The sequence below is a fragment of the Frankia sp. CeD genome (assembly GCF_000732115.1).
GTDB classification, from domain to species: domain Bacteria; phylum Actinomycetota; class Actinomycetes; order Frankiales; family Frankiaceae; genus Frankia; species Frankia casuarinae.
Genome location: NZ_JPGU01000021.1, coordinates 33,278 through 57,236, shown reverse-complemented (window position 1 = coordinate 57,236; position 23,959 = coordinate 33,278). Strand labels below are relative to the sequence as shown.

17 protein-coding genes and 3 pseudogenes (2 of these 20 cut by a window edge) are annotated in these 23,959 nt (G+C 73.0%); 13 read left to right on the top strand and 7 right to left on the bottom strand.

The features are described 5' to 3' along the window. Together cysK and cysE are read left to right on the top strand one after the other, a co-directional pair. Positions 1–179, top strand: a pseudogene (gene cysK, locus CED_RS12960) (cysteine synthase A) (it extends 751 nt beyond the left edge of the window). Between the two features lie 6 nt (positions 180–185). Next, positions 186–920 carry a serine O-acetyltransferase gene (gene cysE, locus CED_RS12955; protein ID WP_011436838.1) on the top strand — a complete coding sequence of 245 codons (735 nt, stop codon included), beginning with the start codon at positions 186–188 and terminating at the stop codon, positions 918–920. 187 nt (positions 921–1,107) lie between these two features. Here the strand turns inward: cysE and CED_RS12950 are convergent, their stop codons facing one another. The 6 genes from CED_RS12950 to CED_RS12925 all read right to left on the bottom strand — a co-directional run bounded on the left by CED_RS12950 (position 1,108) and on the right by CED_RS12925 (position 9,022). Next, positions 1,108–2,127, bottom strand: a complete 1,020-nt coding sequence (locus CED_RS12950) for a protein phosphatase 2C domain-containing protein (RefSeq protein WP_035910866.1) — start codon at positions 2,125–2,127, stop codon at positions 1,108–1,110. Then, positions 2,124–4,229 (bottom strand): serine/threonine-protein kinase, encoded by a 2,106-nt coding sequence (locus tag CED_RS12945; protein WP_235187064.1) that lies wholly within the window; start codon positions 4,227–4,229, stop codon positions 2,124–2,126. The genes CED_RS12950 and CED_RS12945 overlap by 4 nt, the downstream gene beginning before the upstream one ends. Before the next feature lie 137 nt (positions 4,230–4,366). Beyond that, complete coding sequence (locus tag CED_RS12940) at positions 4,367–5,386, bottom strand: glutamate ABC transporter substrate-binding protein (protein WP_035910862.1); 1,020 nt, start codon at positions 5,384–5,386, stop codon at positions 4,367–4,369. A 4-nt stretch (positions 5,387–5,390) separates the two neighbouring features. Next, positions 5,391–6,677, bottom strand: coding sequence for a hypothetical protein (locus tag CED_RS12935; protein WP_035910861.1), 1,287 nt, complete (start codon positions 6,675–6,677; stop codon positions 5,391–5,393). 120 nt (positions 6,678–6,797) lie between these two features. Then, positions 6,798–8,072 carry an EAL domain-containing protein gene (locus CED_RS12930; RefSeq protein WP_232235112.1) on the bottom strand — a complete coding sequence of 425 codons (1,275 nt, stop codon included), beginning with the start codon at positions 8,070–8,072 and terminating at the stop codon, positions 6,798–6,800. Between the two features lie 80 nt (positions 8,073–8,152). Next, entirely contained in the window at positions 8,153–9,022 is an 870-nt protein-coding gene (locus CED_RS12925) for a LysR family transcriptional regulator (RefSeq protein WP_011436832.1), read from the bottom strand. 327 nt (positions 9,023–9,349) lie between these two features. Here CED_RS12925 and CED_RS12920 point away from each other — a divergent pair, with 327 nt between their 5' ends. The 11 genes and pseudogenes from CED_RS12920 (at position 9,350) to CED_RS24310 (ending at position 23,680) form a co-directional block, all read left to right on the top strand. Then, positions 9,350–10,348 carry an acyl-CoA dehydrogenase family protein gene (locus CED_RS12920; protein ID WP_011436831.1) on the top strand — a complete coding sequence of 333 codons (999 nt, stop codon included), beginning with the start codon at positions 9,350–9,352 and terminating at the stop codon, positions 10,346–10,348. Then, on the top strand, positions 10,345–11,535 hold the full coding sequence (locus CED_RS25320; protein WP_051868793.1) for an ABC transporter substrate-binding protein: 1,191 nt from the start codon (positions 10,345–10,347) through the stop codon (positions 11,533–11,535). The genes CED_RS12920 and CED_RS25320 overlap by 4 nt, the downstream gene beginning before the upstream one ends. A 20-nt stretch (positions 11,536–11,555) precedes the next feature. After that, a pseudogene (locus tag CED_RS12910) lies at positions 11,556–12,266 on the top strand (ABC transporter permease); the annotation flags it as partial. A 22-nt stretch (positions 12,267–12,288) separates the two neighbouring features. Beyond that, entirely contained in the window at positions 12,289–13,806 is a 1,518-nt protein-coding gene (locus tag CED_RS12905; protein WP_035732766.1) for an ABC transporter ATP-binding protein, read from the top strand. Positions 13,807–13,846: 40 nt separating this feature from the next. Further along, positions 13,847–15,880: a rhodanese-like domain-containing protein gene (locus CED_RS12900; RefSeq protein WP_035910858.1), complete on the top strand. Its 2,034-nt coding sequence runs from the start codon at positions 13,847–13,849 to the stop codon at positions 15,878–15,880. Continuing rightward, on the top strand, positions 15,877–17,259 hold the full coding sequence (locus CED_RS12895) for an FAD-binding oxidoreductase (protein ID WP_051868792.1): 1,383 nt from the start codon (positions 15,877–15,879) through the stop codon (positions 17,257–17,259). The genes CED_RS12900 and CED_RS12895 overlap by 4 nt, the downstream gene beginning before the upstream one ends. A 277-nt stretch (positions 17,260–17,536) precedes the next feature. Continuing rightward, entirely contained in the window at positions 17,537–18,775 is a 1,239-nt protein-coding gene (locus CED_RS12890; RefSeq protein WP_011436825.1) for an MFS transporter, read from the top strand. 243 nt (positions 18,776–19,018) lie between these two features. Continuing rightward, entirely contained in the window at positions 19,019–19,792 is a 774-nt protein-coding gene (locus CED_RS12885; RefSeq protein WP_011436824.1) for a thioesterase II family protein, read from the top strand. A 160-nt stretch (positions 19,793–19,952) separates the two neighbouring features. Beyond that, positions 19,953–21,068 (top strand): small ribosomal subunit Rsm22 family protein, encoded by a 1,116-nt coding sequence (locus CED_RS12880; RefSeq protein WP_152569740.1) that lies wholly within the window; start codon positions 19,953–19,955, stop codon positions 21,066–21,068. A gap of 132 nt (positions 21,069–21,200) precedes the next feature. Beyond that, positions 21,201–23,303 carry a hypothetical protein gene (locus CED_RS12875; RefSeq protein ID WP_235187063.1) on the top strand — a complete coding sequence of 701 codons (2,103 nt, stop codon included), beginning with the start codon at positions 21,201–21,203 and terminating at the stop codon, positions 23,301–23,303. 209 nt (positions 23,304–23,512) lie between these two features. Next, entirely contained in the window at positions 23,513–23,680 is a 168-nt protein-coding gene (locus CED_RS24310; protein WP_157493410.1) for a hypothetical protein, read from the top strand. A 5-nt stretch (positions 23,681–23,685) separates the two neighbouring features. On the opposite strand, the pseudogene CED_RS12870 reads toward CED_RS24310, so the two are convergent. Then, a pseudogene (locus tag CED_RS12870) lies at positions 23,686–23,959 on the bottom strand (metalloprotease) (it continues 530 nt past the right edge of the window).

The following is a 23,959-nucleotide window of genomic DNA, read 5'->3' as shown; positions in this document are numbered from 1 at the left end:
TGGCCCGCCGGCTGGCCCAGGAGGAGGGACTCCTGGTGGGCATCTCCTCGGGCGCGGCGGTGTCGGCGGCGCTGCAGGTAGCCCGCCGCCCGGAGAACGCCGGGAAGCTGGTCGTCGTCGTGCTTCCGGACTTCGGCGAGCGCTACCTGAGCACACCGTTGTTCGCCGGGCTCGGGTGACCGGCTGTGCTCTCGACGCTGCGCCATGACCTGCGCACGGTGAAGGAACGGGATCCGGCCGCCCGCTCCACCCTCGAGATCGCCCTGTGCTATCCCGGCGTGCACGCCGTCTGGGGCCACCGGATCAGCCACTGGCTGTGGACCCGTGACCTGCGGCTGCCCGGGCGCGTGGTTGCCACGCTCACCCGCATGCTCACCGGGGTCGAGATCCACCCCGCCGCCACGCTCGGCCCCGGCGTCTTCATCGACCACGCCACCGGCGTGGTCATCGGGGAGACCGCCGAGGTCGGCGCCGACGTCACGATCTACCACGGGGTCACCCTCGGCGGCACCAGCCTGGAACCGACCAAGCGGCACCCCACCATCGGCGACCGAGTGATCATCGGTGCCGGCGCCAAGGTTCTCGGCAACATCACCGTCGGCTCGGACAGCCGCATCGGGGCCAACGCCGTCGTCGTGCGGCCCGTGCCGCCCGGCTCAGTGGTCGTTGGCGTCCCCGGCCAGGTCATCACCCCCAGCCGTCCCCGGCCGGCCACCGCCCTGCCCGGTCAGGACGACGTGCTCCCCGACCTCGTCGGCGTCAGCCTGAAGTCCCTGCTCACCCGGGTCGACCAGCTGGAGGCGGTGCTCGACGGGAACACCGGGAACACCGACGGCCGCGCCGACGGGCGGGTCGCAGCCCGTCCCACGATCCGCCCGCCCCAGGCCGGTGTGTGGCACGGCGAGGACTTCTCCATCTGATCAACAACCTTAATCAACGACCTTAATCGGCGACCTGATCAACGACCTGATCAACGACCTGATCGGTGACGCCCCTGGCTCGACCGGTGTCCCTGGGGATCCGGTCGAGCCAGGATTTGCCGGCAAAGCATGCGTCGCCATAACCACTTGATTCCGTCGGTTTAGACCTCGCAATTCTGGAGCTGAGTCAGAATATGTCGATGACGACCACGGTGATGTTGTCCGCGCCGCCGGCGGCCAGCGCCACCGAGGCGAGATGGTGGGCGACCGCGGCGGCGGGCGCGTCCGCCGGCAGGCGCCCGACGTGACCGGCGAGGGCCGTGGCGGCCGAGGCGTAGTTCCACAGCCCGTCGCTGCACAGCACCACCCGTCCCGGCCCGGTGAGGGGCAGCGAGACGACGCGCGGTACCGCCGACCCGCTGCCCGTCCCGATCCAGTGGGTGATGGTGTGGGCGCCGGGCGCCGTCTCGGCCAGCTCGGTCGGAAGCAGGCCGGCCCGCACCGCCTCGGCCGCCAGCGTGTCGTCCTCGGTCAGCAGGTGCGCGCCCCGCGGGCCGAGTAGGTAGGCTCTGCTGTCCCCGAGCCAGCCGACGGCGAGCCGGTCCGCCGTCACGATCGCCGCGACGAACGTGCAGGCCGGCGCGTCGTCGGGGCTGGTGATCGAGGCGACGGCGCTGCGCTGGGCGGCCGCGGCCGCCGCCCGCAGCGCGGCGTTCTCCCAGGGGACGCCGCCGCCCGTCGGCTCGGGAGACCTCGGCGTGCCCACGGCGTCGGCCAGGAAGGCGGTGGCGTCCCGGGCAGCGGCCACGGCGGCCGGTCCCGAGCCGGGAGCCGTCGACNCCCCGTCGCACACGACCGCCACGACCGCCGGGCGGGCCGGGCCGGGCAGGTCGGCTGGATAGGCCGGGCCGGCTGGCCCGGGTGGGCCGACGACGGCGAGGGCGAACCCGTCCTCGTTGCTCCGGTGGACGAGGCCGCGGTCCGACACGCCGGCCGCGATCGTCAGGTCGACATCGATCCGGTCGCCGGGCTCGCGGCCGGCCGCCGTCAGGGCCACGCCGCAGCGTTCGCAGAACCGGTCGTCGGGAAGGACCGGCGCCGCGCAGCCGGGGCAGCGTCCCGCCGTGCCGGGGTCCGCCGTGCCGGGGTCCGCCAGGCCGGGGTCCCGTGGCCCCGACGCCGGTCCCGGCCGCTGTCCGGCGTTCATACCAGGGTCCGCGGGCGGACACGGTTGGCGAGGTCGACGAGGGCGTACCGCTCGTCGGTGGTCGCGGCCAGCCGGGCGAGCTCCCGGTAGGCGCGTTCCAGGCCGAAGCGCAGGTCCGCTTCCCGCAGTGCGGCACCGGCGACCGTGACGCCCGGGTCCACCGGGAGCGTGCCGGCCGCCACCAGGTCGAGCGCGGTGGTCAGCAGATCCCGGGTGAGAGCGGCCCGGCGGCCCGAGTCGAGGTCCAGGCCGGCCAGCACGTCCGACGCGGCCATGATGCCGGCCCGGTTGGGGACGCCGGCCACGGTCACCGTGCCGAGTACCCGGGCCAGCCGGATCTGGGCGTCGACGTGGGCGGCCGAGGCCGGTGGTACCCGGCGGTAGGCGGNCACCGCACCGTCGCGGTTGCCCGCGGCGATCCGCACCCGCGCCAGCCCGAACGCCGCGCCGGTGAACGCGTCGTCGGTGCGCGACACCAGGTCATACAGCTGCTGCGCCCGGGGGAGGTCGCCGGCGGCCTCCGCGGTGCGCGCCAGCGCCAGCTTCGGCGCGAGCTCGCCCGGGACCTCGTCGTAGACCCGGTCGAACGCGCCGCGGGCCGCGGCGGTGTCGCCGTCGGCGAGTGCCAGCAGCCCGCGCTGCCAGTCCACCCGCCACTCGAAGGGGTCCTCCGCCTCGATCTCGGCGAGCATCTCGCGGGCGGCGGCGGTCCGGCCCAGGCGCATCCGCAGGTCGGCCAGGTGCAGGCGCGCCCCGACGCTGGTGGTTCCCATCGCACCGAGCAGCTCGGCGAGCTGCTCGGGCGCGAGGTCCGGCAGGGCGGTGAGCGGGTCCGCCGCCGGGTCGTCGGGGTCGGCCCGTAGCCGGGGCAGCACCGACCACGGCGGCAGCGCGGTGAGGCCACCTTCGCCGGTGAGGCCACCTTCGCCGGTGGGGTGGAGGTCGCCGGTGAACCGCCGGCTCGGCGCCGGCGCCGGGGCCGGTGTCCCGCGTTCGGCCGCGACGATCTCCCGCAGCACCCCCAGCAGTTCGTCGTGCATCTCCTCGGCGCCGGTGAAGCGGCGGTCGGGATCGGGCGCGGTCGCCTTGAGCAGGAACCGGTACAGCGACTCGTGCCGGGCGAGGACGGGATGGTCCGCCGCCGGTGGCATCGTGTGCAGGTAGGTCGAGGTGTTACCGCGGAAGTCCAGGATGAGGGTCGCGAGAGTGCGTCCCACGGCGAACAGGTCGGAGGCGACCGAGGGGCCGGTGGTGGGCACCTCGGGTGCCTGGTAGCCGAGGGTGCCGCAGCCGGCTCCGGCTACTGCGCCGTCGTCGATGCGACGGATCGCGTCGAGGTCGATCAGGCGCGGTGTCTCCCGGCCGAGCATCACGTTGTCGGGTGTGAAGTCGCCGAACACCAGGCCGTTTCGGTGCAGGTAGGCGAAGGCGGGCAGCGCCGCGAGGAGGTAGGCGACGGCCTGGGTGACCGGCAGCGGGTCGGGCCGGCCGGCGTCGGCCCGACGCCGGCACAGCACCTCCCGCAGCGAGGTGCCGCCGANGTACTCCATCACGATGTAGCTCGTGCCGGCATGCTCGACGAAGGTGAAGATCCGCACGATCGCCGGATGGTCGACGGAGGCCAGGAACCGGCGCTCGGCGATGGCCGCGGCCTGTGCCTCGCGGTCGCCGGAGTCGAGCAGGCCCTTGAGCACGACCCAGGAGCCCTCCGCGACGCTCGGGTCCCGGGCGAGGTAGATCCAGCCCTGGCCGCCGTGCGCGAGGGCCCCCGCGATCTCGTACGGCCCGACGCGGTCACCGGCGTGCAGCGTGGGACGGAACGAGAACGGCTGGCCGCATCCCGGGCAGAAGCCCTCGGGACGCGCGGGCCGGCGGCCCCGGGCGCGTCCCACCGGCGCGCCGCACCCGGCACAGGCCCGCCGCCGTTCCGGGATCTGCGGGTCCGCCAGCAGCATCGACGCCGGGTCCGGCACGTCGGGCTCGGGCACGTCGGGCTCGGGCACCTCGACCAGACCCGCGCCCAGCCGGCTCGGTGCGGTCCGCGACCCGTCCTCGACGACGCCGCCGCAGTCCGGCTCCGGGCAGGGGATGACCGCGTTCACGCACGCTCCTCGGTTGAGATCGTGGTTGAGATCGTGGTTGAGATCGGGGTTGAGGTGAGGGGTGGGCGAGGGGGAGCGCCCCCCGAACGCAGCCGGGTCAGGACCGCGTCCATCTCCCACCGAGAGATCATCATCGGTCAGTCCCGGTAGCGGGCGACCGGTGGCGTCGGCGGCGGGGCGAACGGTGCCGACAGCCACCGCCGGGCCAGCCGTTTCCAGGTGCCGTCGGCGATCGCGCGGGCCAGCACGCCGTTGACGAAGCGGGTCAGTTCCGGATGGTCGAGGCTGACGGCGACCGCGTCCGGCTCGTCCGACAAGGCCGGTCCGACAACGTACAGCCGCGGGTCCTGGGCGGCCATCCCGTTGAGGATGGCCGTGGTGGTCATGACGGCGTCGACCTCCCCGGCCTGGAGCAGCACGAGGCAGTCGGCGATGTTCGGCACGGTGCGCAGCACCGGGCGCGACGGTGCCCGCCGGATGGTCGCCGCCGCGCCGGCCGCCGTGCAGACCCGTCGCCCACCGAGATCGTCCATCCCCTGGTACGGCGAGTCGCGGGGGACCAGGACCCGTTGCGTCTCGTTGTAGTAGACGGCGGAGAAGTCCACCAGCGCGCGCCGCTCGCAGTTCGTCGTCATGGTCGCCACGACGACGTCGACGGCGCCGTCGCGCAGGACCGGGATGCGCTCGGCGTAGGTGACCGCGCGGAACCGCACGTGTCCGTCCGCGCCGAAGATCCTCCGGCCGACCAGGTTGGCGATCTCCACGTCGAAGCCCTCGAACTGGCCGGTGAACGGGCTGATTGACCCGAAGGGCGGGACGTCGGCCAGCACCCCGGCGATGAGGTAGCCGCGGCGTTCGATCGTCTCCAGGACGGTGCCCGTGGGCATCGCGCCCGGCGAGGGCAGCCGGCCCGGCGGGCGCCAGCTGGCCTGCGGATCGTCGCAGGTGGGTGTCGGCGTCACGGCCGCGGCGGCAGGCGTGAGGGCGGCAGGCGTGAGGGCGGCGGGCCGCGGGGGCGTCGGCGTCGCGGGGGCCAGGGGTCGGGCCTGGGCCGGCAGCGGACTGTCGACCGTGCCGCAGGCGGTGACGCCGACCGCCAGGGCGACGGTAATCAGTACCGTCACCGCTCGCGCCGTCGCGACCCGGATGATCATCATCGGCTCACCGGTAGTCGTTGATTCTCAGCTGGATGCCGACGAAGGCCAGGGCCGCGGCGAGCCCGAGCGCCACGGTGGCGCCGAGCGGCAGGCGGTTCAGCGCCTCGCCGGCGGCGGACAGGCGCGCTTCGAAGCGGGTACGGCTGGTCGTGAACACCGCTTCCGAGGCGTCGTCGAACCGGGTGAAGGAGGTCGTGCCCTCGCCGAGCGCCACGGCCACCGCCTGCTGGAACCCGCCGACATCGGACACCAGGTTACCGACCCGCAGGCTTGTCGCCTGGTATCCGCGCCAGGCCGGTTCCAGGGCGGCGCGGGCCGGGCCGTCCGGGCCGCGCAGGGCCACCGTCGCCGGCAGAACCCCGGTCCCGCTCCGGCGCCCCCTGTCGTCGTAGCCCAGTCGGGCGGCCGCGGCGCGGGCGTCCTCGTCGAGTTCCACGCCGTTGCCGTGGGCGACCAGCGACAGGCTTTCGTCACCCCATGCCCGTAATGCCAGCACCCGGGCCTGCGCGGTCAGCGTCATCGGGACGTACCCGTGGTCCCGGCTTTCGACGAGACGGCCACGTTCCACGCCGAACGCGGTCAGCGTCAACCCGAGGATGATCGCGGTGAGCGCCGTGGCGGCGAGCAGCGGCAGATTGAGGATCCGGTGGGTGCGCCGGAACAGCCGCACCTGCAGCGCGACGAGCCCGGCGAGCGTCGCGGCGCCGACGGCGCCGACCAGGAACNCCTGGTGCCAGGAGCTCGCCCGCCGGTAGCCGTGGTCGATGTCGGTGGCGTCGGCGGTGGCCAGCGCGTCGGCGGCGGGCAGGATGGTGTCCCGCATCAGCGCGGACGCCTGCCGCAGGTAGGCCCCGCCGACGGCGAGGCCGAGCCGGTTGTTCGCCCGGGCCCGTTCGACCAGGCCGGTGTAGACGGGCAGTTGCGCGCAGAGCACGGCCAGGGGCTGGCGCGGACCACCGGCGCGGGCGAGATCGACGACGCGGTCGCCCGCCGCGGCGATGCTGCGCGCGTAGGCGGCACGCTGCCCCGGTGGTTCGACGCCGCCGGCGAGGAAGGCACGGGCCGCCGTGGCGTCCGCCGCCCAGAGCTCGGCGCGCAGGCTCTGGGCGGCGATGAAGGACGCGCCGCTGTCCTTGGTCAGGGTGTCGATCGCGTGCCGGCGGGTCTGCGTGGCGCCGAGGGCGGNAACCCACAGTGCGACGAGCGCGAGGACCACGAGCACGGACAGCAGGCGCAGCCGGCCCGGCGGGGNCGCCGCCCGGCGCCGTACCCCCGTAGCCACCGCGGTCATGGCTGGTGAGCGTATGGCCTGCGCAACCGCCGGGTAGCCACACTGTCACCTTGGCGTCACCCCGGCTGGTACCTCGTGCTGGCGCTGCGGCTGTGGGGCCAGCCGGTAGCCGCCACGGGCTCAGCCGAGCCGCCGGGAGGAGGTGGCCGGCACCGGTTCCGGTTCGGCGGCCGTCGGCCGGTGCGCGGAGTGCTCCACCCAGGCGGCCCCGGCGGTCGTGGTGGGATGGCCGAGCAGGTAGCCTTGGCCGTAGGGGATCCCGGCCGCCATCGCCGTGTCGAGCTCCATCGGGGTTTCGATGCCCTCGGCGATGACGCAGCCGCCGATCTCGCCGGCGACCTGCACCAGTCCCGTCGCGATGGCGCGCCTGGCCGGATCGGTGTCGATCCCGTGGGTGAGGACCCGATCCAGTTTGATGATCTCCGGGCGCAGGTGGATGAGCTGTTCCAGGCCCGCGTAGCCGGTGCCGACGTCGTCGATCGCGATGCGGACCCCGCGGCGGCGCAGCACGCCGACGGCGACCAGCAGCTCCGAGTCGTCGCCGATGTGCTCGTGCTCGGTGATCTCCACGATGAGGCGATCGGCCCCCCGGTCGGGAAGGATGTCGACCAGGCCGGAGGTGATGGTGGACGGCGAGGCGTTGACGGCGAGGGTGAGGTCGGACGGGAGCGTCGGCAGGACGGTCAGCGCGTGGCGGATCGCCATGAGTTCCAGTTCGATGCTCAGGCCGACGGTTGCGGCGTCGTTGTACCACTGCTGCGCATCGCCGGTCGTGTGGGGGAAGCGGGACAGCGCCTCGACCCCGACGATCCGCTCGTCCGTGAGCCTGAAGATCGGCTGGAAGATCATCTTTGGGCCGCCCGCGTCGATGAGGTCGCTCACCTCCTGCCAGATGCGGCGTCGCTGTTCCCACAGGCGGTGCAGGTCGAGGACCGCGTCGCTCAGGAAGGCCGCCAACAGGTGCAGGAAGTGCACGTCGCGGTCGCGTGGGTGGGGGAGCGCGTCGTGGGCGAGGCAGCCGACTATGCCGTACACCTCGCCGTCGTTGTCGGCGACCGGCGCCGCGGCGTACGCGCCGACGCCCAACTCGCGGACGACGCCCGCGTCCGCGGTGCGCGGATCGGTGCGCGTGTCCGCGACGATCTCCGGTATCTCGCCGGACAGCACCCGCCCGAGCAGGGCATGCTCGCGGCGGATCGTCGAACCCGGCGCCAACCTGAACCCCCGTGCGTCCCCGCTGAGAACCTGCAGGACAAGCAGATCCCCGTCGATCCGGGCCAGCCCCGCGACGTCCATCCGCAGATGCCGGCGCAGGATCTCGAGGAGATCCGTCACTACTGTGTCCGGCTGTGTGACGCCTGCCGGCGGGCCCAACGTCGACAGCGCATCCGTCATCCGGACCACCTCCATGTTCGGCATGCCCGAAACCACCCGCTGTCATGCCGGGCCGGAGCGCTGTCATGCCGGGCCGGAGCTCAGGCCAGGGCGGCCTCGACGGCGTCACCGACCAGCTGGCCCAGCCGCGGTGGCGCTCCGCGACGCACGCGCACGTGCAGGGGTTCGGGCGCAACGGCGGGCAGGTCGTGGCGCCGTTCGAGCCCCGGGGGAACCGGCCCGACGTCGGCGAGCAGAGCCACCCCGACCCCGGCGCGGGCGGCGTGCAGCACACCGGCGAGATGGCCTGCCTCACCGACCACCCATGCCGTGCGCCCGACCCGCGCCAGGGTGCTCAACGCCTGGCTGCGAATGGTGCAGGGATCGTTGATCGCCACGAGGGGCAGCGGCCGGTCCGGCGGCGGAGGAGTCCAGCCGGCGGCGGCGTACCAGGCGAGGGGAAGGCAGCCGGCGGGGCGGGCCACCGCGCCCCGTGCCGTTCCCAGGAGCACGGCGACGTCGACGGCACCCTGGTCGAGGGCCTCGGTGAGCCGGGCTCCCCGGTCGAGGCGGAACCGGATCTGAGCCTCGGGAAAACCGGTGGTCAGGGTGGACATCCACAACGGCAGCAGATGGTCGGCGGCGTGCTCGGTCGCCCCGACGGTGATCGTCCGAAGCTCCGCGGGCGCGCCGCCCTCCCGCCGGCCGACCCCCAGCTGCTCGAGCGCGCCGTCGTGCAGGGCGAGGATCCGCCGGGCCGCGGTCAGGAGCAGCTCACCATCCGGAGTGAACCGGGTGGCGCGACCGTCCGGCTCGACCAGCGGGCGGCCGATCGCCTTCTCCAACCGGCGGACATGCTGGCTCACGGCGGACTGCGAGATACACAGCAGGTGCGCGGCGCGGCGGAAGCCCCCGCAGTCGGCAATGGTGACGAAACTTCGCAAAGCCGTTACATCGAGCACGGGGGACACGGGCGCACTATAACACGAATTGNTTACGTTTCGTGATTAGTTCGATCACGAATCCGCGTTGGACATTGGTTGGAAAAGGCACCACTCTCAGGAACATGGTCGGCAGGTCGAGCGCATCCGAGTATGGGCTGGTCATGGCGTACGGGCTGGTCACGGCCCGGGCCGGGGCCTGCCGTCGGGCGCGGGACCCGCTCGGCCGGTGCGTGCTGACGCGGCGGCGAGTCGTCGACTTCGGGATCCTCGCATCCTCCTGCTGTCGCTGCTGTTGACGCGGTCCTCGCCGCCCGGCCCGACGGCGCTGCGCTCCCGACGGCGCTGCGCTCCCTGATGACCGTCTTCCAGCACGTGCGGCAGGCCCGCGATCCCTTCTGGCCCGACGATCTTTACCGGACGATGATCGCCGACTCGCTGACCCGGCCGGTCCTGCTCAACGCCGTCCGGGCCGAGCCGGAGCTGGGCGCCCCGGTCCGCGGCGGACTGCCCGCCACGAAGATCCGTCGTACCGCCGACGGTTGGGTGCTGACTGGGCACAAAGGCTACGCGACGAGCTCGGAGGGCCTGAGCTACCACCTGGCATGGGCGGCGACCGAGGACGACGACCCGTTGCTGGGACACGCGATCGTGCCGGCTGACAGCCCCGGAATCCGCATCGTGCGCACCTGGGACCACTTCGGGCTGCGGGCAAGCAGCACCCACGACGTGATCTACACCGACGTCGAGATCCCCACCGGGAACTTCCGGGGGGTGCCCCGCTCCGCCCAGCCTGCCGACACGAGCCTGGCCGCCGTCACGATCGGCGCCACCGCCCTGTATGTCGGGGTGGCGCGGGCCGCACAGGAGTTCTTCGTGCGCTTCGCGAACGAACGCGTTCCGACGTCGCTGGGCCGGCCGATCGCCACCACCGAGCGGATCCAGACGATCGCCGGGGAGATCGAGGCGCAGCTCGTCGCCGCCGAGGAGGTCGCCTTCGGGGTGGCCCGCCGCTTCGATGAGGGCGCGCCGGACGCCGCGGAGCGTGCGGTGCTCGCGAAGCCCCTCGTCGCCCGGGCCGCCATCACCGCCGTGCAGACCGCCGTCGCAGCCATCGGCAACCCCGGCCTGACGCGGCACAACCCGCTCGAACGGCACCTGCGCGACGTGCACTGCGTCCGCGTCCATCCCCCCCAGGAGGACACGGCGCTGCTGATCGCCGGTCGCCGGACCCTCGCCACCGCAGCTCCCGCTGTGCGGTCCCCTGCCCCGCCCGCACCACCCGAATCGACGCCGACCTCGTCGTCTCGTCCAGGAGCACCTCCAGGAGCACCTCCAGGAGCACCATCACCATGACTACCCCGACTACCCCGACTACCCCGCACCGGCACCGAACGACGCGAAGGCTGGCCGCAGCGGCCGTCTCCGTCCTCACGACCGTCACGCTCGCGGCCTGCGGGAACGGCGGCGGCAGCACGGCGTCGGGCGGGACCCCCGTCCCCGGCGGGCGGCTGAAGATCGCCTTCTGGTCGGACCTCCAGAACTGCGTCGACCCCAACCAGGTGTACTGGATAGAGACGCGCAGCCTCGACCGGAACATCGCCGACTCACTGACCGATCAGGATCCCAGCACCGGGAAGATCGTTCCCTGGCTGGCCAACAGCTGGACGGTGAGCCCCGACNCCAGCGAGTACACGTTCTCGCTGCGTAAAGGTGTGACCTTCAGCGACGGCACCACGCTCGACGCGGCTGCGGTGAAGACGGCCTTTGACGGGTTGCACGCGCTCGGCGCCAAGTCGACGCTGGGCCTGAGCTACCTGGCGAACTACAAGGCGACGACGGTCGTCGACCCCACCACGGTGAAGGTCGCCTTCAAGGGCGCCGCCCACCTCGACGGCATCGACGTCACCTACATCGCCGAGGACAGCGTCCGCGTCGGCCTTGACGATCCCGTGCCCGGGCAGTACTTTCGCCCCCTCTGGGACGCGCTGCACCTCGACTTCGGCCTCTCGCTCACCCAGAACACGACCGTCGGCGCGCTGCTCGCCGACAAGCTGCCCACGACCCTCGCCCTCGCGGCGGTCGCCGTCGTGCTCATGGCGGTGCTCGGCGTCACGGTCGCCTACCTCGCCAGCTACCTCCAGTGGGGGCCGGCGCGGGCGCTGCTGCCCCGGCTGCCCGCCGTCGCCATCTCGCTGCCGCCCTTCTTCGTGGGGCTGCTGCTCATCCAGATCTTCGCCTTCTCCCTCGGCTGGTTCCCGGCCACGGGCACGGACGGGTGGCGCAGCCTGGTGCTGCCCGCGCTGACCCTGTTCGGCGTCCTCGTCGGCCACATGGTGGCGAACGCCGTGGTCGTCGAGACCGTCTTCTCCCGCAGCGGCATCGGGCTCCTGGCCCAGCAGTCGGTCCTCAGCCAGGACGTGCCTGTCGTGCAGGCGATCGTCCTGATCGCCGCGGCCCTGTTCGTCACCGTCAACCTGCTCGTCGACCTGCTCTACTCGCTTCTCGACCCACGCGTCGCGTGGACGCCCCGGGTCAACTAGGCAGGAACTGATGCCCGAGAACATCCTCGCCAGGAATCGCGACCTCGCCCACCGAGAAGCTGCGCGGCCCGAGCCTCCACCACCTGTTCGGCACCGACGAACTCGGCCGGGACCTGTTCACCCGGGTCATCCACGGCTCCGCCATGACGGTCCGGGCAACCGGGGCGTCCGTGCTCATCGCGGTCGTCGTCGGTCTCGCGATCGGTGTCCTCGCCGGATTCTTCGGCGGCTGGATCGACGTGTTCCTCATGCGCGTGGTGGACGTTCTGCTCGCGATCCCGCTGCTGCTGGCGCTCGCGATCGTCACCGCCCTCGGGTTCGGCCTGGTGCCGATGGCGGTCGCGGTGGCGGTGGCCCTCGTGCCGCAGTTCGCGCGGACCACCCGGGCCCAGGTGTTCCAGGTCAAGGGCCAGGCCTACGTCGAGGCCGCCCGCACCGGGGGCGCATCCTGGGGTCGGGTGCTGTGGAAACACATCCTGCCCAACTCGTGGGGTCCGGTGGCGGTGCTCGCGGTCCTCGACTTCGGGACGGCCGTGCTCGTCATCTCCTCGCTCAGCTTCCTGGGCTTCGGTGCCCCGCCACCGGCGGCAGAATGGGGGACACTCATCTCGAACGGGCGCAACTTCCTCATCACCAGCCCCTGGCTGTCGCTGCTGCCGGGTCTGTTCGTCGGGCTGGTCGTGTTCAGCCTCAACCACATTGCCCGCACGATCGAAGAGGTGCAGCGGTGAACATGGTGAACACGGTGAGCGCGTGAATGCCGTGAGCACGGTGAGCACGAAGGCGGACGCCGTGGCGGGCCGGAACATCGTGGAGCTCACCGGGCTGTCCGTCGCGGGCACCGGCGTGACCGGCGCGTCCGAGCGGGTGCTGCGGACGATCCGCGGCACGGTGATCGGACTGGTCCCGCAGGACCCGATGGTCGGGCTCAACCCGACGATGCGGATCGGCGGGCAGGTGGCCGAGGCCGTGCGCCGCAGCGGCGTTGACAAGCGGCTCGTCTCCGCCGAGGTGGTCGAGGCGCTCGACCGGGCCGGGCTCGACAACCCGGTCCTGCGGGCCCGGCAGTACCCGAACCAGCTCTCCGGCGGCATGCGGCAACGGGTCCTCATCGCGATCGCGATCGCCGCGCATCCGCGCCTCATCGTCGCCGACGAACCGACGAGCGCGCTCGACGTCACCGTGCAGCGGCGGATCCCCGACCATCTCGGCCGCCTGGTTGCCGAGTCCGGCACCTCGCTGCTCATCATCACCCACGACCTCGGGGTCGCGGCCGACCAGGCCGACCGGGTCGTCGTGATGCGGCGCGGCCGGGTCGTCGAACGCGGGGCACCGGCGTCGATCCTGCGCACCCCGCGCGACCCTTACACCCGCCACCTCATCGAGGTGGCGCCGGCGTTGTCGTCCACCGGCGGCCTCGTCCCGCGCTTCCCCGAGGCGCCCCCGGCTCCCGAGCTGCTGCGGCTAGAGGGGATCACGAAGGACTTCCGGCTGCCCCGGACCCGGGGCGGGGAGCGGGTCTTCCGGGCGCTGGACGAGGTGTCCCTGTCGGTGCGGGCGGGCCAGACCCTGGGCCTCCTCGGCGAGTCCGGGTCGGGCAAGACCACCGCGCCGCGCATCGCGATGGGCCTGGAGAAGCCGACCAGCGGCCGGATCCACCTCGACGGGCAGGACATCACCTCCGCCGGCTGGTCGCAGCTGCGGCCGCTGCGGCGGCGGTTCCAGCTTGTCCACCAGAACCCGTTCTCCTCACTGGACCCGCGGTTCACCGTCGGGGAGAGCATCGCCGAGCCGCTGCTCTCCTTCCGCGTCGGCGACCGGGCCAGCCGCGCCGCCCGGGTGCGCGAGCTGCTCGATCAGGTCGCCCTGCCCGCCGCGTTCCGCGGCCGCCGGCCGATCGAGCTCTCCGGCGGCCAGCGCCAGCGGGTCGCGATCGCCCGGGCACTCGCGATCGAACCCGAGCTGGTCTTCCTCGACGAACCCGTCTCGGCGCTCGACGTGTCGGTGCAGGACCAGATCCTGACCCTGCTCCTGCGGCTGCAGCAGGAGCTCGGGGTCGCCTACTTCTTCATTTCCCACGATCTCGCCGTCGTGGCCCAGCTCGCCCACGAGGTCGCGGTGCTGCGCGCCGGCCGCATCGTCGAGAGTGCTCCGGCGGCCGACGTCCTCACCGCGCCGACGCAGGACCACACCCGCGAGCTGCTCGGCGCGATTCCCGGGCAACGGTTCGCGGCCGCACTCGCCGCCGCCCAAGGAAAGGACGCACGATGAGTCGCAGGTACGCACGCACGGTGAGTCGCGGGTACGCACGGTGAGTCGCAGGTACATCGTCATCGGAGCCGGGGCCGTCGGCGCGACCGTCGCCGTGGAGCTGCGGCTCGCCGGGATCGACGTCGTCGTCGTGGCCCGGGGCGCGAACCTCGCGGCGCTGCGGGCGGGCGGGCTGCGCTACATCCGACCGCCGGCCACGCCCGGCGGTGAGCCCGACGAGCGGCGGATCCCCCTCGACGTCGTCGGCGGCCCGGACGAGGTCGACCTGCGTGGTGACGACGTGCTCGTCCTCGCCACCAAGTCGCAGGACTCCGAGGCGCTGCTCGCGCAGTGGGCATGGCGGCCGGTTGACGTTGACGGCACGCGGCGCACGGCGGCGGAGGCGCTGCCCGTCGTGCTGCTTCAGAACGGGATCGAGAACGCCCGTACGGCGTTGCGCCGGTTCGCCACGGTGATCGACGCGGTCGTCCTCAGCCCCTCCTCGCACGTGCGACCCGGCGAGGTCGTGTCCCCGGCGGCCCCGCTCGCGGCGGCCTTCTACCTGGGCCGCGCCCCTCGCGGCGCCGTTGACGACCCGACCGCCGAGGCTGTCGCGGCCGACCTGCGCCGAGCCTCGTTCGCCGTCGCGGTCGTCGCGGACATCGACCGACGCAAGGCCGGCAAGCTGCTGGGCAATCTGGCCTACAACCTCGACGCGATCTACGCTCCGAGCGAGCTGCGCGACGCGGCGGCTGCCGTGCTGGTCGAGGAGGCGCGGCGGGTGTTCGCCGCGGCCGGCGTGGAGACCGCCGGCGTCTGTCCGGACGACGGGCTCGACCTGTCCGGCCTCGTTCCGCACGAGATCCCCGGCTTCTCCCGGGAGGGCAGCTCCACCTGGCAGAGCCTGGCGCGTGGCGGGTCGGTCGAGTCGGACTTCCTCAACGGCGAGATCGTGCTGCTGGCCCGCCTGCACGGGCTGGCGGCACCGGTCAACGCCGGGGTGCAGCGGCGGATCGCCACCGCGGCGCGCACCGGCACGCCGCCGGGCGGATTCGACCAGGCCGACCTCGCCGCCCTGCTGGCCTCGGCACCTGCCGGCGTGGTCCCCTATGCCGGCGTGGTCCCCTATGCCGACGTGGTCCCCTATGCCGACGTGGTCCCCTATGCCGACGTGGCCCCGGATGCCGGCAGGACACGTGCCGGCGTGGCGCTCGGGGAGGTCCTCGTCAACGTGAGACGTCTGCACGACGAGCTGCTCTCGCCCGGCCCGCCGCTGCTGCTCGACGTCCGCTGGGCCCTGGGTGACCCCCACGGGCACGACCACTACCGCGAGGGCCACCTGCCGGGCGCGGTCTACGTCGACCTGGACACCGAGCTCGCCGCCGCACCGGGCGGGACCGCCGGGCGGCATCCGTTGCCCGAGCTCGTCAACCTCCAGCAGGCCGCCCGGCGCTGGGGGCTGACCGCCGGGCGTGCGGTCGTGGTCTACGACGCGGTCGGCGGGCTGTCCGCCGCCCGGGCCTGGTGGCTGCTGCGCTGGGCGGGCGTCGCCGACGTCCGCATCCTCGACGGGGCACTCGCGGCCTGGCAGGAGGCCGGGTTCCCGCTCGAGACCGGCGAGATCATCTCGGCGCCCGGCGACATCGTCCTGCACGCCGGTCAGCTGCCGGTGCTCGACGCGGACGGCGCCGCCCGGGTGGCCCGCGAGGGTGTCCTCCTCGACGCCCGTGCGGCCGAGCGGTATCGCGGCGAGGTGGAACCGATCGACCCGCGCGCCGGCCACATCCCGGGAGCGGTGAGCGCCGCGACGGGGGAGAACCTCGACGCGAGTGGCCGGTTCCTGCCCCGGGACGAGCTGCGGGCCCGGTTCGCGGCCCTCGGCGTCGTCGGCGGCGGCGACGTCGGCGTCGGCGGCGACGGGAACGGGGCCGGCGGGCGGGCGCGGCCGGNCGGGGNGTACTGCGGATCCGGAGTGACGGCCTCCCACGAGATCGCCGCGCTCGCCGTCGCCGGCATCGACGCCGCCCTGTACCCGGGTTCCTGGTCGGCCTGGTCGGCCGACCCCGACCGGCCCGTCGCCACGGGTCCGCAATGACCCCGGCGCGGTTCGCGGTCGCGCTGCCGGCCGGGCAGTGGAGCACCGATCCGGCCGTCGTCAACGCCCACCGGTGGGACCGGTCCGGCTGGCAGCCCGCGGGCCGCCCGATCGGCGTCGCGTTCGCGCGCGAGGTGACCGACGTCCAGGCGGTGCTGCGGGCGGCGAGCGCGGCGCGGGTAGCGGTGACGGTGCGCGGCGCCGGTACCGGCCTCGCCGGGGGAGCCGCGGCCTCGGCGGGCAGCGTCGTGCTCGACCTGTCCGGAATGAACCGCATCCGCGAGCTGTCGGTCACCGACGCGGTCGCGGTCGTCGAGCCTGGCGTGATCACCGCCGATCTCGATCGGGCGGCCCGCGAGGTCGGCCTGTGCTACGCGCCGGATCCGGCGAGCGCGGCCATCTCCACCATCGGCGGGAACATCGCGACGAACGCCGGGGGCCTGAGCTGTGCGAAGTACGGCGTGACCCGGGAGTCGGTGCTCGGTCTGGACGTCGTCCTCGCAGACGGCGAGCGCATCAGCACCGGGCGGCGAACCGTCAAGGGGGTCGCCGGCTACGACCTGACCGGGTTGTTCGTCGGATCGGAGGGAACTCTCGGGGTGGTCGTCGGCGCCACCGTGCGGCTGCGGCCCGCGCCGCGCTCCACGGTCACCCTGGCGGCCTTCTTCGACACCTTCGCCGAGGCCGCCGAGGCCGTCACCGCGCTTGGCGTCGCCGGGATCGTCGTGGCCGTGGCCGAACTGCTCGACGGCCGCACGGTGCGGGCCGTCGACGCCGCCACCGGCAGCGACCTTGCCTCCGCCGGCGAGGTCTTCCTGCTCGTCCAGACCGACGGGTCGGGCGCGGGAGAGGAGGCCGATGCCGTCGAGGGCATTCTCGCCGAGCGGGCGAGGAAGGTCCGGCGGTCGGTGGACGAGGCCACGGCGGAGGCGCTGCTCGCCGCGCGCCGCTCGGCGCTACCCGCGCTGGAGCGCCTCGGCCGGGTGCTCATCGAGGACATCGCCGTGCCGCGCGGCCGGATGGCGCAGGCCGCCGCGCGCATCGTCGAGATCGGCGCCGCCACCGGCGTGGACATCTTCACTCTGGCCCACGCCGCCGACGGCAACCTGCATCCCATCATCGTGGTCGNCCCCGTCGNCCCCGTCGNCCCCGTCGACCCCGCCGACCCCGCCATCCCCGAGCGTGCCTGGCACGCCGCCGAGCAGATCTTCGCCACCGCGCTGGACCTGGGCGGAACGGTGACCGGCGAGCACGGCGTCGGGGTGCTCAAACGGCGCTGGCTCGCCACGGAGCTCGGCTCACGCAGCCACGACCTGCAACTCCGGCTCCGTCAGGTCTTCGACCCGGCCGGCATCCTCAACCCGGGCCGCGCGATCTGACCATTGACCGGCCCGCGCCGCCGTGAGTGTCGCTTCTCGCACGGTGGGCGGGGACCGGGCGAATCTTCCCAGCGCTCCCGATGGTGAGAATCGCTACCGACAGTGAGAATCGCTACCGATGGTGAGAACAGTCCCAACGGCGAGAACACGAGAACGGGGACAGTCTCGGCCGCGCGCCCCATCATTGTCGATGTGGGCAGTGGGGCCGGGCGCGCTGTTCGCCTCATGACTTCGTCGTCCCGAGGAGAAGACCATCATCAAGGGCACCTTCCGTTCCTTGTCCGTCTACAATTTCCGGCTCTTCGCGGGTGGCCAGGTGTTGTCCGTGACGGGAACCTGGATGATGGTCGTGGCCCAGGACTGGCTCGTCCTTTCGCTGAGCGGCGACTCGGGAACAGCCCTGGGCCTCGTGACCGCCCTGCAGTTCACCCCGATGCTGTTGCTGACCCTCTACGGCGGAAGGCTCGCGGACCGCTACGACAAACGCCGGCTACTGACCGTCGCGAACCTGGCCTCCGGACTGCTCGCCCTGGCGCTGTCGCTGCTGGTGTTAACCGGCACGGTCCGGCTGTGGCACATCTGCCTGTTCGCACTGGGCCTCGGTCTCGTGAACGCCGTCGAGATGCCGACCCGGATGGCATTCGTGAGCGAGCTGGTCGGCGCCGAACTCCTCCCCAACGCGTCGGCGCTGAGCGCGGCGTACTTCAACGTCGCCCGGGTCGCCGGCCCGGCCGTCGCCGGCCCGTTGATCGGCGGCTTCGGTACCGGCCCGGTCATGATGTTCAACGCCGTGAGCTACCTCGCGACGGTGGTGGGTCTGCGGATGATGCGCCCGGCCGAGATGCACCGCGACGCGCGCCGGGCGACCTCCACCCGCGTCGTCGACGGACTGCGGTACGTGCTCGGCCGGGAGGACCTGGTGCTCGTGCTTGGACTCGTCGCGACGATCGGGCTGTTCGGCCTGAACTTCCAGCTCACCGTGCCCCTGCTCGCCAGGACGGTATTTCATGCCGACGCGGCGGCCTTCGGGCTGCTCACCAGCGGGCTCGCCGCCGGATCGCTGCTCGCGGCCCTCGTGACGACCGCCCGCCGCACCCGCCCGTCGGCCGGCATGGTGATCGGATCCGCGCTCGCGTTCGGCCTGCTGGAGACGGTGACCGGCTGGGCGCCCAGCTATGCCACGGCGGCCGTGCTCCTGATCCCTACCGGCTTCGCGACGATCTACTTCGCTCAGGCGGCGAACCACCGCATCCAGCTCGGCAGCGATCCGCAGTACCGAGGCCGGGTGATGGCGATCTATACCCTGATCCTGCAGGGATCGACGCCGCTAGGTGCCCTGTTCGTCGGCTGGCTCACCGAGCACCGTGGCGCCCGCGCCGGGTTCTACATCGGAGGTCTCGTTTCGGTCGCCGCCGCGATCGCCACACTGGTGGTGGACCGCATGCGGGCCGCGGCCGTCGACGACCCGCCACGCCCCGGCGCCCCGGCGCCCGGCGCCCGAACTGTAGAGGGTTAGTCACGGTCCACAGTCTCCGCCATTGCTAACCCGCCACACTTTCCCGTTTCCCACACCGGGCCGCCCGCCACCTAGTGGTCCTGTTGCCGGAGGTGATGTGTCGAACGCCGAGTCGAACGCCGAGCGGAAAAGAGCCCCGGGAACCCTTGCATCGCCTAAGCTGGAGACTGAGGGATTCCCCGGATAATTCGATTCCATCACGAGAGCGGTGTACTATCATCATGCGAGTATCCGACCGCGGCGGTGGCCGTGTCCAGTGACGTCGATCTGTGGCTGAGGCGTTTCCATCCGGCGTCGGCGAGCGCCCCGCGGCTTGTCTGTTTTCCCCATGCGGGCGGCGCGGCAAGCTTCTACGTTCCGCTATCCAGGGCATTGTCGCCGGTCGCCGAGGTGCGTTCGGTGCAGTATCCGGGCCGCCAGGACCGGCGGACGGAGAGGCCCGAGACGGCCATCGAACCCCTCGCGGACCGCATTGCCGACGTGCTGCGTCCCCTCACCGACCGCCCGCTGGCGTTCTTCGGTCACAGTATGGGGTCGACCGTCGCCTTCGAGGTGACCCGCCGGCTGGAGGCGGCGGGCGGCCCGGTGCCGTTCGTGCTGTTCGCATCCGGCCGCAGAGCCCCGTCGGCCTCCCGCGCCGAATCCGTGCATCTCCTGGACGACGAGGGTTTTCTGCGGGAAATCCGTGCGCTTGGTGGAACCGACCCGCGCATCCTCGCCGATCCCGAAATACTGAAGCTGATCCTGCCGCCCACCCGGGCGGACTACCGGGCGATCGAAACGTATTCTGCCCCGTCGGACGCGGTGATCGGTACGGCGATTACCGTGCTGGTCGGGGATTCCGACGCCAAGGCCACCGTGGCCGAGGCCGAACAATGGCGGGCGCACACGACCGGTGCGTTCACGCTGAAGGTCTTTCCCGGTGGCCATTTCTATCTGTCGGACCAGCAGGCCGCCGTCATCGACACCGTCTCGGCCGGGCTGGTTCCCGCGGCCACCGCGGGGCCCTCGCTCTGACCCGTCGGCTTGCCCCGCCGGCTGGCTCGTCGGTCAACGTTGTCGACCTGGACGTGTCGACCTGGACGTGACCCCCACCACGGGCACCGGCGGCACCCCGGGCGGGATTCGCGTCAGCGTATTTCGTTCGGGGCCGTGGCACCGCGGCTACGCTTCGACCGTGCGGTACGGGTCGGGACGCGAGGGACGCGAGGGACGCGAGGGACACGAGGGACACGAGGGTGTGGTGGCCGGTCTGCTCGCCGCGGCCGCGGCCGAGACGGGCGCGTCCGTGGGGNCCCCGCCGGCGCGGGCGATGTCCCGCGCCTACCGGGAGTTGTCCGACCGGTATCGCGCGAACACCGCCACACCGGGTGACGGCGAGCTGACGGCGGATCACGTCCAGGCCTACCTCGCCGCCCGACTGCCCGCGACGCTGGCGGTCACCCGCGCGGTTCTCGGTGAGGTGGCGCTGCGCCGCCCGGACTGGCGGCCCGGGTCCGTCCTCGACCTGGGCGCGGGTCCCGGGACGGCGACCTGGGCCGCGCTGGCGGTCTTCCCCGGCGTGACCCGGGCCGTCCTGGTCGAGCGGTCCGCGCTGATGATCGACGTCGGTCGCCGGCTGGCCCGCCGCGGTGGCGCGCCGGCGCTGGGCACCGCGACCTGGCAGCGCACGTCCGTGCTCACCCCGCCCGGCGACGGCGCGGACCGGGCCGACCTGACAGTGGCGGCCTATGTGCTGGGCGAGCTCGCCGACGGCGACCGGGCCGCAGCCGTGGCCGCGTGGTGGCGGGCCACCGCGGCGGAGTTGGTCATCATCGACGCGGGAACCCCGGCCGGCTTCGCGCGGATCCGCGCCGCGCGCTCGGCGCTCGTCGAGACCGGCGCGACCATCACCGCGCCCTGCCCCGCCGACGACGACTGCCCGATGACGGCGGGGGACTGGTGCCACTTCGGCCAGCGGGTCGAGCGCAGCGCACTGCACCGGGCGATGAAGGACGGTGCGCTCGGGTACGAGGACGAGAAGTACTCCTACCTCGTCGCGTCGCGCCGGCCGCCCGCGCACGCCGCCGGTCGGGTGCTGCGCGTGCCGCGGGCCCGCTCGGGCCATGTCCGCCTGACGGTCTGCGAGGCGCCGCGGCAGGGTGACGTGGTCATGCCGCGGCAGCGTGACGTGGTCGTTTCCCGCAGCGAGAAGGAGGCCTACCGCTGGGCCCGGCGGGCCTCCNGGGGGGNCGCCGNCCCGCCCGGCACNGGGCCGCGCTGNCCCGCTGTCAACGTCGGGACCCGCCGGTGACCGGAACCCGGTGACCGGAACCCTTTGACCTGGTACCCGGCAGTCATGGCCAGTTACCGGCTGTCTACGCTTATGTCTGTTATGCCGTTGTCTGTTATGCCGTGTCGGTGTGCGTCGAAGCCGGTCCATCAGATGGACGGCGGGTCGACGGCGGCCCGCCGCCGGGCCCGCCGGTCGGGCCGCACGCCGGCGCTGATCGTCGCGGCCATCTGCGGGTGTTCGTTTGTCGTCAGCCTGGTCCTGCAGGCGACGCTGTACCGGCACGGCTCGGGTGACGCGGACGAGGCGGCCTACGTCCTGCAGGCGCGCATGCTGCTCGACGGCCGCCTCACCCTGGACGCGAACACCGTCGAGCCGTTCTTCCGGCCCTGGCTGACCGGGGAGCACGACGGGCGGGTGTTCACCAAGTACCTTCCCGGGTGGCCGGCGCTGCTCGCCGCGTCCCAGGCGTTGTTCGCCACCATGGCCGTCGCCCCGGCCCTGGNGGCGGCCGGCTGGGTGGCCGGGACGTACCGGCTGGCCCGCGAGCTCTTCGACGACGCGGTCACCGCGGTCACGGCGGCGGTGTTCGTCGCGCTGTCCCCGCTCGTCCTGGTACACACCTCGCTGCCCCTCGCCTACGCGTGCGGAGCCGCGACGCTGACCCTGGCGTGCGCGGCGCTGCTGCGTGGCGGCCGGACCGGGGCGCGGCTGTCGCTCATCGGCGGCGGGGCAGGCCTGGGATTCGTCCTGCTCCTGCGGCCCTTCGACGCGGTGATCGTCGCCGTTCCCGTCGTGGTGTTCGTGCTGGCGCGGCTGTGGCGGTCCGCGGGTGGCCGGTCCGCGGGNGGTCGGTTCATGCGTGCCGTGGCGCACCGGACCGCCTGGGCACTCGCCGGCCTGGCGCCGTTCGTTGTCGTGCTCCTGGCGTACTGCCGGCGGGTGACCGGTTCTGCGCTCCGGGCGCCGCTGTCGGCCTCCGATCCGCTGGACCGCTTCGGTTTCGGGCCGCGTCGCATCCTGCCCTCGGAGCCGACGTTCCTGTTCACCCGCCGGCTCGCCCTCGAGGCCCTGCACGGCACCGTCGTGGCGGCCCCGAGCTGGGTGTTCGGGGGCGTCGCGGTCCTCGTACTCGCGATCTTCGGCGCGCTGCGGGCGCACCGCCGTCCCGAGCGCGTCCTGCTGGTCGTCATCGTCGCCGCCGTCGGTGGCGGCTACTTCTTCTGGTGGGGTTCGGCGTTCGCGATGCCGGGCCTGCTCAACGGTCTCGGTCCGCACTACCATCTGGCCGCGTTCGCCCCGATCATGATTCTCGCCGCCGACGGCGCCCGCCGGGTGTGGTCCATGAGCGAACGGTGGTTCTCCCCGTGGCCCGGCACCGGCTCTCCGCCGGCCCGACCCGTCCCGCGGCGACCCGTTCTGCGCGGATCAGGTCTGCGCAGACCCGTCATCGCGGTCCTCGCCGCCGCGGGCCTGATCCTCCTCACTGTGGACGCGATCCCGGACAAGGTCGCCGGCCAGCGATGGGTGAACGACCGCAACGCGTTCCTCGACGCCCTGCTGCCGGACCGCTACCCGGCCCCGGCGGTGGTCGTCGTGACGCCCGGCGTCCCGAGCCGTTACACCCAGGTGCCGTACCAGATGCTGCGGAACACCCCGGACCTCGCCGGGCCGGTGGTGTACGCCGCCGACATCGGTGCCGGCACGGCCACCCTGCCCGACCGGATGCCGGGCCGGGCGGTCTACCGGCTGCGTCCCGACGAGATCGTCGACCCGGCCGCGCCCGCGAGCTACTTCGGGTCCTTCACCGCGCTGCGCCAAGTCGCCGGCAACCGCGTCCGCGTCCAGGTGACGGCGCGCGATCCCGGTGGTGCTGGTGGCTCCGGTGGCACCCTATACATCCGGTTGGGTGCCACGACCAGAACCGTCCAATTCGGGCCCGCGAACGCCGGGCCCGCGGACGCTCCCGGGATCACGCACACCTTCACGGTGACGACCGGCACCCCGCTCGGACCGGACGAGCTCGGCATCGCCGGTGCGACGCTGCCCGACGAGCTCGTCGTCGGGTTCACCGTGCCGACGGGAGCCGGTGCGGCACGCTGGGAGGAGCGGATCCCGCTGGCCCGGCGTCCCTCCGGAGAGCTGGCCCTGCTCGTGCCCGGCCTGGGCTGGCGTCAGGTGCCGAACCGGCCCGGAGCGGGATGGCTGCCCGCCCCGGTCCGTCCGGCGCTGGCCGTCTCGGTCGGTGCGACGTGACCGGGGAACGGATCGTGACCAGATAATTCGATGGATTTGACCGGTGCGGCGCCGGGGTCAGACCCAAATCCGCCAGTAGCGTGATGGTGATTGTTTGCCGGTCGGTTTCGTGATCGAAATCGGTGGGGAGGGCTTCCCGGCCGGTTTCGGGTACGCCGAGAGCCCGAATGTTGCTCCGGGNGGGCCGGGGTCCTTTCCGGGGTGTGGGGGTGGCTGTGAGGTCGGGGTGGGGTGGTGCGACGGGTGCGCGGGGGCTCGGCGGCCAGCTGTCAGGTGGCGGCGGGCAGGGCGTCGAGCCGGTCGAGGGCGGCGGCGAGGTGCCGGTCACGCCCTGGTGGCAGCCTCAGCCGGCCAACATCACCCCGCTACTGGCGTAGCTGGGTCAGAACAGCGGCACGCTTCCGCTCTCGGACTGGCCGAGCCGGNGGCAGGTGTCGCTGTCGCGCAGGTAGCCGAAGGAGAAGGCCTGGGCGCGTTGACGGGGGGTGCCGTGGGCGCCCGGGGCGGAGGCCGCCTCCTGGTCGAACCAGCCACTGTCGCGGGTGTCGCCGATGCTGTAGAACAGCAGCGCGCCCTGCAGCGCGTCGGTGAACGCGATGCGCTTGGCGTCGTGCGCGCTCTTGGCCTGGCGGCCGGCGAAGCAGTCGGCCTGGTTC